General features: G+C 70.0%; 14 protein-coding genes. 12 read left to right on the plus strand and 2 right to left on the minus strand.

Annotated elements, in window-relative coordinates; genetic code table 11:
- Nucleotides 1-7 precede the first annotated feature (7 nt).
- The 8 genes from EP757_RS28790 to EP757_RS28825 are packed head-to-tail and all read left to right on the plus strand — an operon-like array spanning nt 8 to nt 7,898.
- On the plus strand, nt 8-826 hold the full coding sequence (locus EP757_RS28790) for an ABC transporter permease (RefSeq protein WP_160165907.1): 819 nt from the start codon (nt 8-10) through the stop codon (nt 824-826).
- Entirely contained in the window at nt 823-1,848 is a 1,026-nt protein-coding gene (locus EP757_RS28795; protein WP_197725401.1) for an ABC transporter ATP-binding protein, read from the plus strand. The genes EP757_RS28790 and EP757_RS28795 overlap by 4 nt, the downstream gene beginning before the upstream one ends.
- Entirely contained in the window at nt 1,845-2,597 is a 753-nt protein-coding gene (locus EP757_RS28800; protein WP_127551252.1) for an ABC transporter ATP-binding protein, read from the plus strand. The genes EP757_RS28795 and EP757_RS28800 overlap by 4 nt, the downstream gene beginning before the upstream one ends.
- Nucleotides 2,597-3,625: a sugar phosphate isomerase/epimerase gene (locus EP757_RS28805; protein ID WP_127551254.1), complete on the plus strand. Its 1,029-nt coding sequence runs from the start codon at nt 2,597-2,599 to the stop codon at nt 3,623-3,625. Before EP757_RS28800 ends, EP757_RS28805 begins: the two co-directional genes overlap by 1 nt.
- Entirely contained in the window at nt 3,618-5,015 is a 1,398-nt protein-coding gene (locus tag EP757_RS28810; protein WP_127551256.1) for an FAD-binding oxidoreductase, read from the plus strand. Before EP757_RS28805 ends, EP757_RS28810 begins: the two co-directional genes overlap by 8 nt.
- Entirely contained in the window at nt 5,015-6,043 is a 1,029-nt protein-coding gene (locus tag EP757_RS28815) for a sugar phosphate isomerase/epimerase (RefSeq protein WP_127551258.1), read from the plus strand. Before EP757_RS28810 ends, EP757_RS28815 begins: the two co-directional genes overlap by 1 nt.
- Nucleotides 6,037-6,936, plus strand: coding sequence for an amidohydrolase family protein (locus tag EP757_RS28820; RefSeq protein ID WP_127551260.1), 900 nt, complete (start codon nt 6,037-6,039; stop codon nt 6,934-6,936). Before EP757_RS28815 ends, EP757_RS28820 begins: the two co-directional genes overlap by 7 nt.
- Nucleotides 6,933-7,898, plus strand: a complete 966-nt coding sequence (locus EP757_RS28825) for an ornithine cyclodeaminase family protein (protein ID WP_127551262.1) — start codon at nt 6,933-6,935, stop codon at nt 7,896-7,898. The genes EP757_RS28820 and EP757_RS28825 overlap by 4 nt, the downstream gene beginning before the upstream one ends.
- A gap of 38 nt (nt 7,899-7,936) precedes the next feature.
- Here EP757_RS28825 and EP757_RS28830 read toward each other — a convergent pair whose 3' ends face one another.
- Nucleotides 7,937-8,740 carry an SDR family oxidoreductase gene (locus EP757_RS28830; protein WP_232050720.1) on the minus strand — a complete coding sequence of 268 codons (804 nt, stop codon included), beginning with the start codon at nt 8,738-8,740 and terminating at the stop codon, nt 7,937-7,939.
- A gap of 131 nt (nt 8,741-8,871) precedes the next feature.
- On the opposite strand from EP757_RS28830, the gene EP757_RS28835 reads away from it, so the two are divergent.
- From EP757_RS28835 to EP757_RS28845, 3 genes are all read left to right on the plus strand, one after another.
- Nucleotides 8,872-9,513, plus strand: a complete 642-nt coding sequence (locus EP757_RS28835) for a pentapeptide repeat-containing protein (RefSeq protein WP_160165908.1) — start codon at nt 8,872-8,874, stop codon at nt 9,511-9,513.
- Nucleotides 9,514-9,676: 163 nt separating this feature from the next.
- Complete coding sequence (locus EP757_RS28840; RefSeq protein ID WP_127551268.1) at nt 9,677-10,408, plus strand: CPBP family intramembrane glutamic endopeptidase; 732 nt, start codon at nt 9,677-9,679, stop codon at nt 10,406-10,408.
- 30 nt (nt 10,409-10,438) lie between these two features.
- Nucleotides 10,439-10,930: a nucleoside deaminase gene (locus EP757_RS28845; RefSeq protein ID WP_127551270.1), complete on the plus strand. Its 492-nt coding sequence runs from the start codon at nt 10,439-10,441 to the stop codon at nt 10,928-10,930.
- Between the two features lie 137 nt (nt 10,931-11,067).
- Here EP757_RS28845 and EP757_RS28850 read toward each other — a convergent pair whose 3' ends face one another.
- Entirely contained in the window at nt 11,068-11,967 is a 900-nt protein-coding gene (locus tag EP757_RS28850; RefSeq protein WP_127551272.1) for a LysR family transcriptional regulator, read from the minus strand.
- Between the two features lie 84 nt (nt 11,968-12,051).
- Here EP757_RS28850 and EP757_RS28855 point away from each other — a divergent pair, with 84 nt between their 5' ends.
- Nucleotides 12,052-12,900 (plus strand): NAD-dependent epimerase/dehydratase family protein, encoded by an 849-nt coding sequence (locus tag EP757_RS28855; RefSeq protein ID WP_127551274.1) that lies wholly within the window; start codon nt 12,052-12,054, stop codon nt 12,898-12,900.
- Nucleotides 12,901-13,126: the final 226 nt, after the last annotated feature.

A 13,126-nucleotide genomic window follows, 5' to 3' on the forward strand; every position in this document is an offset into this window, starting at 1 on the left:
TCGGTTCATGAGCCGACCGTGGCTGGACACCGTCGTCGTCGCGATCATCGCGGTGCTGGTGCTGATGGCGGTCTTCGGGCCGCTGGTGGCGCCGCACGATCCCTACCGCTCGGATCCGGCTCTGCGGTTGCTCGGGCCCAGCTCGGACTACTGGCTCGGCACCGACGAGGAAGGGCGCGACGTGCTGAGCCGGCTGCTCGTCGGCGCGCGGCCCACGCTGCTGTCCGCGCTGGTCGTGGTCGCCGTGAGCACCGTGATCGGGATCCTGGTGGCGAGCGTCGCGGCGCTCGGCGGGCGCTGGGTGGACGAGGTGCTGATGCGCGCCTGCGACATCCTGCTCTCGCTGCCCGGTCTGATGCTGGCGCTGGCCGTCGCCACGGCGCTGGGCTCCGGGCTGACCGGGGCGATCATCGCGCTGATCGTGGCGATGTTCCCGGCCACCGCCCGGCTGGCCCGCGGAACCATTCTGCGAACGCTGACCGCAGGCTATGTGGAGGCGGCCCGGGTGCAGGGTTCGTCGAAGCTCGCGCTGATGCTCCGGCACGTCCTGCCGAACTCGCTCGACGAAGTGCTGATCAACGCGACCCTGCAGATCGGCGGCGTCACGCTGATCATGTCGGGGCTGTCGTTCATCGGCGTCGGCGCGCAGCCACCCAGCGCCGAGTGGGGCGCCATGGCGTCGACGGCGGCACGGTACGTGACCGTCAACTGGCCCGCCGCCATCCTCCCCGGCCTGCTGATCACCGTCTCGGTCGTCGCGTTCGGCCTGCTCGGCGACATGCTCCAGATCCGCCGCGACCCGACATTGCGGAAGGGCCTCCGATGAGCGACCTGTTCCGGGTCCGCCGCGGCCCGACACTGCGGAAGGGTCTGGCGATGAGCGACCTGCGAGAGTCGGTCGGTTCGCGGCGGGAGACCGCGGCGCCTGTGCTCGACGTCCGGGACCTGACCGTGGACGTCGGCGAGATCAGGCTGGTCGACGGCATGAATCTCACCCTGCGGAGAGGCGAGTTCCTGGCCCTGGTCGGCGAGTCCGGGTCCGGCAAGAGCGTCACGGCGAGGGCGATCACCCGGCTGGATGCCCGGTACCGGCTCGGCGGCTCGATCCGGATGGGCGGCGACGAGCTGATCGGGATGCCGGAGAAGGAGCTGCGCGGCTACCGGGGCGCGCGGATCGGCATGGTCTTCCAAGATCCGCTCTCCAGCTTCAACCCGGTGCTGCCGATCGGCCGGCAGATCGCCGAGCCGCTGCGCGTCCGTGGCGTGCCGAAGAGAGAGGCGATGAACCGAGCCGGCGAGATGCTCGGCGAAATGGGGATCACGCGGCCGGTGGAGCGGCTCGGCGCGTACCCGCACGAGCTCTCCGGCGGCATGCGGCAGCGGGCCGCGATCGCGATGGCGCTGATCGCCGAACCGGAGCTGCTGATCGCCGACGAGCCGACCACGGCGCTCGACGTCCGGATGCAGGCCCGGGTGCTGGACCTGATCCGGGAGGCGGCGACGGCACGCCACCTCGCGGTCCTGTTCATCACCCACGATCTCGGCATCGTCGCCGGGAACGCGGACCGGGTCTGCGTGATGTACAGCGGACGCCCGGTGGAGGAGAACACGGTACGGGAGTTGTTCCGCACGCCGGTCCACCCGTACACGAGGGATCTGCTCGCCGCGGTGCCGCGTCTCGGCCGCGGACTGTCCGACCTGAAGCCGATCCCGGGCCTGGCAGCGACCCCGGCGACCCGTCCGGCCGGATGCGCCTACCACCCCCGGTGCGCTGCCGCGCTGGAGCGGTGCGCCACCGAAGTGCCGGTCTTCGCCGAGCGGGCCGCCTGCCACCTGGGGGACCGATGACCCTCGTACAGATCAATGATCTCCAGAAGTCCTTCACCGGGGTGACCGTCCTGGATCGGGTGACCGTCGGCATCGAGGCCGGGGAGATCGCCGGGCTGGTCGGCGAGTCCGGGTCCGGCAAATCGACGCTGATCAGGTGCCTGATGGGCCTGGAGAAGCCGGACGCCGGAACGATCACCTACGACGGCGTCGACCTGCTGCGGGCGAGCCGGGCCGAGCGGCGGCGGTTCCAGCGGGAGGCGCAGATCGTCTTCCAGGATCCGTATTCCAGCCTCGACCCGCGCCGCACGATCGAGCAGATCACCGGGGAGGGCCTGGCGATCCATGAGCCGCGGGCGCCGCGCCGGGATCGGGTCGTGGAGGCGCTCGACCAGGTCGGCATCGGCCCCGACATGCTGAAACGCCACCCCGGTTCGCTCTCCGGCGGCCAGCGTCAGCGCGTCGCGATCGCCCGCGCTCTCGCCATGCGCCCCCGGCTGCTGGTCTGCGACGAGCCGGTCTCCGCGCTCGACGTGTCGGTGCAGGCGCAGGTCGTGCACCTGCTCAAGGACGCTCAGCAGCGGCTCGGCATGAGCCTGCTCTTCGTCGCGCACGACCTCGCCGTGGTCGGCGCGCTCTGCGACACCGTGACCGTTCTCGCCCAGGGCGTCGCCGTCGAGCAGGGTGCCACGGCGTCCGTTTTCGCTCATCCCGCCCATGACTACACCCGGGAGCTGCTCGCCGCGGTTCCCACCTTCCAGGAGATGTGATGACCGCTGTCGGATCCGATATCCGTTACTCCTTCGGGGGCCACGACCTGTGGAAGGACGGCTTCGAACTCCTCGACTCGCTGACCGAGCAGGGCCTCGACGGCTGCAACATCCGCACCCTCGACGAACTGGCGCCCACTCTCGACCAGGGCTATCTCGCCGAGCTTGCGGCGCACGCCGATCAACGAGGCCTCTACGTCGAGATGGGCATCGGCAAGGTCAACCCGTTCATGACGGCCGAGTTGCCACGGGTCCGCGCGCTCGGGGACGGCGACTACCTGGCCGGCATGACCCGGATGATCGAGACCTGCGCCAGGCACGGGTGGACCACGCTCTGGACCGCTTGCGGCGGTATCAAGGGCTACCCGGGCATCTACGCCACTGACCGATTCCGCACCGACGTGGACTGGTCCGAGCAGCTGCGGGTCACCGAGGCGTTCCTGCGCAGGCTCGCTCCGGTGCTGCGCGCCAACGGCTGCCGGCTCGGGATCGAGACGCACGAGGAGATCACCACGTTCGAGGTGATCCGGCTGGTCGAGGCGGCCGGCCCGGACGTCCTCGGCATCTGCCTCGATCCGGGCAACCTGCCCGCCAACGGCGAGTCGCCGAGCGCGGGAATCGAACGGGTGGCGCCCTATGTGATCAGCACACAGCTCCGTGACGTCGCTCTTTTTCAAGAAAATCCCGATTTGGTACGTTTCCTAGCGCCCTGTGGCGACGGCGTGATCGATTGGGCGTGGGCTCTCGATCTCCTCCTGACCGCGAATCCGCAGCTCAATCTGACCATCGAAGGCATCGGTGGCATCCGCGGCGAGTTGCACGCCCAGGTCACCGATCCGGTCTGGCTCGCCGGCCACCCGGATCTCTCGGCGGGAGAGCTGACCGAGCTCGGATCGCTGGTCGGCAAGGCCAGCGAGGACCTCACCACCCTCCGCACCACCAGCGACCGATGGCGTCCGCTGCACGACCGTTTCGTCTCCCGTTCCGCCACCCACCTCCGTTCCGTCCTGGAGTTGAAGAATGTCTGACATCACCACCCTGAGCTGCCGCGTCGTCCTCCCCGCCGACGCCGACTACGACCAGCTCCGGCACGTCTGGAACGCCGACATCGACCGCCGGCCGGCCGCGATCGCCCGCTGTGCGACGCCGGAGCAGGTCAGCGAGGTGCTCGCCTGGGCCCGGGCGGCGAACGTCCAGGTCACGGTCCGTGGCGGCGGGCACAACCTGGCCGGGACGGCGGTGGCCGACGGCGCCGTGCAGATCGACACCCGGCCGATGAACGCGGTCGTCGTCGACCAGGAGGCGGGCACCGTCACGGTCGGCGCCGGCTGCGTCTGGGGCGAGGTGGACCGGGCCGTCGAGGATCTCGGCGTCGCGGTCCCGGCCGGCGTCGTCTCGCACACCGGCGTGGCGGGGCTGACCCTCGGCGGCGGTTTCGGCTACTTGACGCGGATGCACGGCGCCACGGTGGATCACCTGGTCTCGGCGCAGATCGTGGTCGCCGACGGCCGGATCCTGACGGTCAGCGACGACGAGAACCCGGACCTGTTCTGGGCGATCAAGGGGGCCGGGCACAACTACGGCGTCGCCACCAGCTTCACCTACCGGTACGTGAAACTGCTCGGCCTCGCGACGGTGCGGACCCACCTCTACGCCGCCGCCGATCGGCGGGTCATGATGGAGCGCTTCCGTGACCTGGCGATCGACCTGCCCGCGAACGTCGGCACCTACCTGCGGGTCTACCGCGCGCCCGAATACTGGTCGCAGCTCCCCGCGGCGAACCGTGGCGAGCCGATCCTCTCCCTCTCCACGATCACCTACGGGGATCCGACCGAGGAGGAGAAGGCCCTCTTCGACGGCGTGGAGCCGATCTACACATCGGAGCGCACGATCCCGCACGTCACCCTTCAGCACTCCACCGACGACGAATTCCGCCACGGCATCCGGCACTACTGGCGGCACACGTTCGTCCACGAGCTGAGCACCGAGGCGATCGACACGATCCTGCACTGGGCGGACGCGTACCCGGGCCGTTCCCTGAACTCCAGCGCCTTCATCTCGCACCAGGTCATGTGCCCGTTCGAGATGATCGCCGGCACGAACGAGGTGCGCGACGGCTCCCGGGACGCCCTGCCGTCGCACGGCCCGATGCGCTACTCGGCGAACATCGGCGCGGACTGGGAGTTCCCGGCGGAGAAGGCGCCGCTCGTCGACTGGGTGCGCGGGTTCAGCGACGCGATGCGGCCGTTCCAGGGCGGCACCTACATCAACTTCACGTCGGTGCAGGGCGACGACGCGGTGGCGAAGGCGGTCTACGGCGACAAGTACGACCGGCTCGTCGCGGTGAAGAAGGAGTACGACCCGGCCAACGTGTTCTCCCGCGGCCTGGTCGACCTGAGCGACACGGCGGACTCCTGATGCGCATCGGCACCGACACCACGAAATATCCGCGGTTCGCCCGTGAAGGCGCCCTGTGGACCCTCGACAGGCTGGCGGAAATCGGCTTGGAGGGCGCCTTCTTCCGGTCACCCTACGATCTGAGCCCCACCCTGGACCCTGGCGAGATCCGCGAGGTGGTCGAGCACGCCCGGCACCTGGGCCTCTACGTCGAGGTCGGCATCGCCAAGGTGAACCCCTTCGCCACTCCCGAGTCGCCGCAGATCAGGGCGCTCGGCGACGGCGACTACCTGGCCGGCTTCGCGAAGCTCGTCCGGCTCGTCACCGAGGCCGGGATCACCGAGCTCTGGACGGCGACCGCCAACTACCAGTTCACGATCCGGGGCATGTACGCCTGCGACCGCTTCCGCACCGACGTGGACTGGTCCGAGCAACTGAAGGCGACGGCCACCGTGCTGAAGCGGATCAAGCCGGTCATCGCCGACGCCGGCGCTCATCTCAACATCGAGACGCACGAGGAGATCAGCTCGTTCGAGGTGGTCCGGCTCGTCGAGGAGGCCGGCCCGGACGCGTTCGGCATCACCTTCGACACGGCGAACGTCGTGGTCCGCGGCGAGAACCCGGTCGCCGCGGCACGCCGGGTGGCGCCGTACGTCCGCCAGTCCCACCTGCGGGACGTCGCTCTTCTGCGGAACGGTGCGGGAGTGGGGCGGTTCCTCGTACCGATAGGCCGGGGTTGCATCGATTGGGATGAACTGCTGGGCATCCTGCTGAAGGAGTGCCCGCACGCGACGCTGTCGATCGAGGGGGACTTCCCGCACGCCGGGCGCCAGGAGACCGAGATGACGCTCTATCTCGATGATCCGATCTGGCGGGCGGCACATCCCGACCTCACCGACGAGGAGCTGGCATCGGTCGTGGCCCTGGAGGGTGGCCACGACGAGGAGGCACTGCGGGCGCCGCTCTCCGAGGAGCAGGCCCTCGACTTCATCACGACGAGCGCGGCCGAGCTGCGGCGCCGGCTCACCGCATTGGGGGACTCATGCTGATCGACGTGCACCACCACCCGGACCTCGAGGTGGTCAAGCAGAAGCGGCGTGAGCTCGGCATGGTGCTGCCGTCGTTCATCCCGGAGTGGACCCCGGCCATCGGCGTCGAGCAGATGGACATGATCGGCACCAGCCTGTCGGTGCTCTCCGCGCCGGCCGGTACCACGTTCGTGCCGGAGAGCGAGGCGCCGAAGCTGGCCCGCGCCATGAACGAGGAGTACGCCGAGCTGATCCGTGCCTACCCGACCCGGTACGGCGCGTTCGGCTCGCTCCCGATGCCGCACGCCGACGCCAGCGTCGAAGAAGCCGTCCACGCCCTCGATGTGCTCGGACTGGACGGCGTCTGCCTGCAGTCCAGCTACGACGGCCGCTACCCGGACTCCTACGACGACCTGCTCGCCGAACTGAACGCCCGGGACGCCGTCGTCTTCATCCACCCGATCCTGATCCGCGAGCGCATCGCGGACCTGCCTCCGGCGCTGCTCGAAGGCACCTTCGACACCACCCGCATGGCGACCCGGCTGGCGAAGGCGGACGTGTTCGCGCGTTTCCCGCGAATCCGGTTCATCCTGCCGCACACCGGCGGGATGGTGCCGTACATCAAATGGCGGATCGCGCTCTACGCGTTGCAGGGCGACGACTGGCGGGTCGAGCCGAGCGCCGAGGACTTCGCCCGGGAGATCGCGAAGCTGGACAACATCTACTACGACACCACGCTCAACCTCGGGCCGGTCGAGAAGCTGGTGGACCCCACCAAGATCCTCTTCGGCACCGACATCCCGTGGGCGGCCGGCTCGATCCTGCGCCTGCAGCGGGACGCGGTGACCGATCCGGCGATCACCCACGAGAACGCGTTCCGCCTCTTCCCCCGGATCGCCGGAGTCCTGCGATGACGGTCGTGCTGACCAGGTCCGACATCCTTCAGATGATCAATTACCCGGACGTGGTGGACGCGGTCGAGAAGATCCACGCCTCGCTCTCCGCGGGCTCGGCGGCCCAGCCGGCGCCGAAGGCGGTGACACTGCCCGGATCGGACGCGGTGTTCCTGCCGATGACCGGCCTCTCGGCGTCGTCGATGGTGGTGAAGCTGCTCGCCGACCTCCCGGGGGTCGGCCAGCGGTCCACCATCATGATCACGGACGCGGCCACCGGGGCGTGCGAGGCGATCCTGGACGGCGGGGTGATCACCGCGTTCCGGACGGCCGCCGCCTCCGCCGTCGCCACCCGGCATCTCGCCCGTCCGGAGAGCCGGGTGCTCGGGCTGATCGGCGCGGGCGCCCAGGCGCACGCGCACGCCCTGGCGATCCGGGCGGTCCTGCCGGTGACCGAGGTGGTGATCTGGAACCGCACCCCCGCACGCGCTCTGTCGCTCGCCGCCGCTCTCGCCGATTCCTCCGATCTGTCGGTACGCGTGGAGCACTCCATCGAGGCCGTCACCTCGAACGTGGACGTCCTCTGCACCCTCACCCCGTCCCGCGCGCCGATCATCTCCGGTTCGTGGTTCCGGCCGGGGCTGCACGTCAACGCGGTCGGCGCCCCACCTCGCCGCGACCACCGGGAGATCGACTCGGAGGGCGTCCGCCGCTCTCGGGTCGTCGTCGACTCGCACGCCACCGCCCTGGAGAAGTCCGGCGACGTGATGATCCCGGTGGACGAGGGGGTGATCACTCCCGATCACTTCGCCCGGGAGCTGGGGGACGTGGTGACGGGCCGGTGCGTCGGCCGCCGATCGTCTGACGAGATCACGCTGTACAACTCGGTGGGGGTCGGGTTGCAGGACCTCGCCACCGCCCGGCTGATGATCGACCGGGCGCTGGCCGAGGGACTGGGCACGCACATCGACCTGTCCCGCTGATCGTCGTGCCGGCAGCCGCTCTCCTGATCGGCTGCCGGTCAGCGCTCCGCCAACCAGCTCTCGAACGTGATCGTCCCGCGCGGCCCGGGCCCGGTCGGCAGCAGACCACCGCTCGCCATGGCCCGGCCGGCGCTGCCCGGCAGCGGGAGGCTCAGCACCCACCGCTTGTCCTCGCCCGCGCGCTTGCCGCCGCTCCCGTCCGCGTGCTTGCCGCCGCTCCCGTCCGCGCGCTCGCCGTCGCTTCCGCCCGCGCGGATCTTGGAGGATGCGCGGTGGTGCCGGATGAGGCGGCGGGCCATCGCGGCGATCTCGAGGACCTCGGGGCCGGCGATGTCGGGGGCCAGGCCGAGCGCCGGCCCCTCGGCGAGGCGCAGGAGTTCGGTGGCCACCTCGGAAGCGGCGATCGGCTGACTCACCATCTTCGGCACCACGGCGATCGGCCCGGGCATCTGCGCCAGCTGCTGGCCGGGGAACTCGAAGAACTGCGTCGCCCGCAGCACCGTCGCCGGCACGCCACTCGACAGCGCCAGCTCCTCCTGCCGGAGTTTCCCCCGGTAGTAGCCGAAGTCCACCCGGTCGACGCCGACGATCGACAACACCAGGTGGTGGGCGACCCCGGCTTTCCGCTCGGCCTCATTCAGGGTACGGGTGACCGTACCGAAGAAATCGACCGACCGTTTCTCACTGAGCGTCACCACATTCGAGACGTCGATGACGACGTCCACCCCGTCCAGCGCCCGGTCGAGCCCGGCGCCGGTGGTCAGGTCGACGCCGTGCCTCCGGGAGATGATCACGACCTGGTGCCCGGCGGCCCGCGCCTGCTCGACGATGTGTGTGCCCATCACGCCGGTACCTCCGGCCACTGCCAGTCGCATGTGTCAGCCCTCGTCTCGTCTGGCGTACGGTTTCGTGGTCATGGACTGGCGGTGCCCGCGAAGTGTGACAGCGGGTGATCTACGCAACAGGGGGATCGTTGATCCGGGAACTCGCTTCGCTGCCGTACGCCCGCTTCCTCCAGCCGCTCGCCGGCGAGCTGGAGTTCGGCGAGGACTACAGCGAGGTCCATCTCGACGGTGTCGAACTCGACGGGGCGCAGGCCGGCGGCGCCCGGTTCTCGGAGAGCGCATGGACGGCCGTCACGTTCGCCGGCGGCGACTTCGACCGGGTACGCCTCGACGACGTGTGGGTGTCGCGCTGCCGTTTCCTCGGTGGCAGCTGGGCCTCGGCGTCGCTGCTGAACGTCTCCCTGCTGGACAGTGTGCTGGCGGGCGTTCAGGCGTACGGCTCACAGTGGCGTCGCGTGGTCGTCCAGGACTGCAAGATCGACAGCTTGAATCTGCGCGGCGCCCGGCTGCAGGACGTCGAGTTCCGGGACTGCGACCTGACCGAGGTCGACTTCGGTGACGCCACGCTGGCCGGCGTGACGTTCCCGGGCACCGCGATCCGCCGGGCCCGCTTCACCAAGGCGACGGTCAAGAAGCTCGACCTGCGAGGCGCCCGTGAGCTGGACATCGCGCAGGGCTGGGAGTCGCTGGCCGGTGCGGTGATCGCCCCCGCCCAGCTGGCCGAGGCGGCGCCCGCGCTGGCACAGACCCTGGGCATCGTCATCCGCTGAGCGCCGGCACCGGGTCTTGGTTCGGATCGTGGGCGATTCTGTCCATCTGGGGGCGAAGACGGCTCAGGAAGGGGGTGGCAGTCGGTTCAATGAAGCGGTGCTCATCACAAATATCGTGGTTCGCCGGTTAAGATCCATTTCGTACCGGTAGCGTCCTGCGGCTGTGTCCGACTTCCCCCACCCCCACTCCCGCCGGCGCGTCGCCCTCATCCTCGGCGCCGTCGTCGTGGTGCTGGTCGCCGTCAACGTGGCGAACAAGTTCGGCCCGCCGGGCACCGGCCTGGTCGCCGGCCCCGTGGTGGCGCTCGGCCTGCTGCTGCTCGGCCGCCGCGCCGGCCTGACCTGGCACGACCTCGGACTCTCCCCGCGCACGCTGACCCGCGGCTCCAAGTATGCCGCGGGCGCCGTCCTGGCCGTCGCCGTCGTCTACGGCATCGCCGCCGCGGTCCCGGCGACCCGGCCGGCGTTCCAGGACGGGCGGTACGACCTGAACCCGCACAGTGTTCTCCAGACCGCGTTCCTGGTGATCCCGCTCGGCACCGTGCTCCTCGAAGAAGTGGCCTTCCGTGGCGTCCTGCACGGCCTGGTCAACCGGCACCGCGGCGCGGTCTGGGCCAGCGTCGTCTCCTCGGTGCTCTTCGGGATGTGGCACATCCTCCCGTCGCTGCGGCTGGCCGAGGCCAACAAGGCGATCGGCGCGGCGGTGGGCGGTGGCGCGGCAGGTCAGGTCCTGGCCGTCGCCGGAGCGGTGGCCTTCACCGCCCTGGCCGGGCTCCTCCTCTGCGAACTCCGCCGCCGCAGTGGAAGCCTCCTGGCGGCGGCCGCCTTGCACTGGGCGACGAACGGCATGGGGCTGCTGGTGGCGGCCGGCCTCGCGACGGTCCACTTCGCCTGACCGGGGTGGTTCATGGGGGAGGATGAGGTCATGACTCTGGTGACGTCGAGTGAGATCACTGCGGAGGACCTGGCTCATCTGGAGCGGGCGATCACGCTGGCCTGGGACGCGCGCAACGGGGGTGACCATCCGTTCGGATCGTTGCTGGTGACGCCGGACGGGACCGTGCTCGAAGGGCTCAACAGCGTGGTGACCGGTTCCGACCCGACCGGTCATGCCGAGACGAACCTGGTGCGGCTGGCGGGCAGGCTCGACTTCGCTACGCGGGCCGGGAGTGTTCTCTATACGAGTACTGAGCCGTGTGCGATGTGCGCCGGGGCGATCTACTGGGCGGGGATCGGGCGGGTGGTGTTCGCGCTGTCGTCCGAGCAGCTCAGCACCATGGTCGACGAGGAGGAGGGCGTGCCGCCGCTGAACCTGTCGTCGCGCGAGGTCTTCGGGCACGGCGGACGGCCGATCGTGGTGGACGGGCCGGCGCCACTGCCGGCAGCGACCGAGGTCCATCACGGGTTCTGGCGGTAGCGTCTTCCGGCACGAGGCTTTGCTGTTCCAAGATCGTCCGGTGTGGGTTCGCGCCCCTGTGCTGCTCCAAGATCGCTGGACGTGGGCTCCCATCGGGGATCTTGGAGGGTTGGTGGTTCGGCGGCGAGAGGTTGTGGCTAGTACTCGGTCGTCGTCGTGGTGTGGGCCGGGATCAGATCGTGGAAGGCCTGGACCGCGCGGCTCGCTGGCAGTGTGGCGGAGCGGGCGACGGCCAGGGTCCAGGGTGTGGCGGGCGGGTCGAGGGGGATCGGGATCACGGCTGTTCCGGCCTCCGCACGCAGTGGTGGGACCAGGGCGACGCCCAAACCGGCGGCCACATAACTCGGGACGGTCGTCAGGTCGGTCACCTCGACCACGATCGAGCGGGTCAGGCCGGCGCGGCGGAAGTCGTTGTCGGAGCGGACGCGGTTGCAGTAGCCGGCCGGCAGGTCGATGAACGGCTCACCGGCCAGGTCGCCCGGATCGACGGTTCCGCAGCCGGCGAGGGGATGACTTTCGGACACCAGGAGGCGGGGCTGGAACGTGGCGATCGGTGTCAGGTCGATGCCCTCGATCGCCAGGGTGTCGACACCCACGAAGGCGACGTCGAGGCGGTTGTCGCGGAGTTTCGTCAGTAGTCCCTCGCTGCCCTCGGCCGCCACGGTCATGGTGAGGCGGACACCGTCGTGACGCCTCCGGAAGTCGCCGACCAGGCCCGGCAGGTCGACGGCGGTCAGGCCGGAGAGGGTGCCGACCCGCAGGCTGCCGCGTAGTCCCAGCCCGGCGCCCTCGACGGCGGCACGGGCGGTGTCCAGCGAGTCCAGTGCGTTCTTCGCCTCGGGGAGCAGCGCCCGGCCGGCGTCGGTGAGCGTCACCCGCGTGGTGCTCCGGTCGAACAGTGCGGTGCCGAGGTCACGTTCCAGCGCACGGATGCTCGCCGAGACGGTCGACTGCACGGCGTGGGTGCGTCGTGCGGCACGGGTGAAGTTGAGCTCCTCGGCCACTGCCACGAAGAACTCCAGCTGGCGTTGCTCCACCCGGCGATCCTATCGCTCTCGGCGATCGTAGTTATGAACAGCATTCGTTGGACACGATAGGTCGTGCGCGGCAGGCTTCGTCTCGTGAAGATTCTGTTGACCGGTGCGACCGGTTACATCGGTTCGGCCGTCCGTACCGCGCTGATCGAACGCGGTCATGAGGTGACGGCTCTGGTGCGATCGTCGGCGGCGTCCGCCGTGGTCTCGGAGAGTGGTGCGTCGGCGGTGACCGGCGACGTGGGCGACGCGGCGCTCGTGCGTGAGCTGGCCGGCAAGAACGACGGCGTGATCCACCTGGCCGCTCCGGGGCCGGACGTCGAGGCGTCCTTCGCCGAAGCGGTGCTCGCCGCGAGTCCGGAAGTGTTCATCCGGACCGGCGGGGTGTGGGTGCACGGTCCCGGCGAGGCGATCACCGAGGACACGCCGCGGGCCGCTCCCGCGCTGGTTGCCTGGCGGGAGGCGATCGACCTGCCGGTGCTGGCCGCTCCCGGTGTCCGGTCGGTGCTGATCGAGCCGGGGATCGTCTACGGGCACGGCAAGGGCATTCCCGGGCTGGTCGTCGGCGCCGCGCAGTCGGGGACGTTCATCGGGGACGGTTCGCAGCACTGGACCACCGTGCACGTCGACGACCTGGCCGCGCTGTACGTGCTCGCGCTGGAGAAGGCGTCCGCCGGGTCGGTGTTCCTCGGGGTCGGCGGGGACAACCCGACCGCCCGGGAACTCGGTGAAGCAGCCGATCGCCGACTCGGGCTGGGCGGCCGTGTGGGACCGGAGGACCCGGCTCGGACGATCGCGCGGCTCGGCGACTTCGGTGCTGCTCTGCTCGTGAGCCAGCAGGCCGGTGGGGAGAAGGCTCGCCGGGTGCTCGGCTGGCAGCCCTCGCGGCCGTCGTTGATCTCGGAGATCGCTGCGGGCGGCTACGACCCGTCCTGACCCGGCTCGTGGAGGGGAGCCGTAGTTTCAGGCGAGGTGCTTGGCCGACGGCTGGGCGTGAAGCGGTCGTGCCGGTGGGGAGTGCGAAGGCGGCGGGGTGGCGTACGAAATCGGGGGCTTTGGGATCGGGCTGCCGGAGATTGTTTCGGAAAAGGTTGAGTTGGGTTGCCCGGAGATTGCAGGATATCGATGGGAGCGCTCCCGAAATCCCCGATCCCCACCCTGC

The organism is Actinoplanes sp. OR16, from assembly GCF_004001265.1.
In the GTDB taxonomy this organism is placed as follows: domain Bacteria; phylum Actinomycetota; class Actinomycetes; order Mycobacteriales; family Micromonosporaceae; genus Actinoplanes.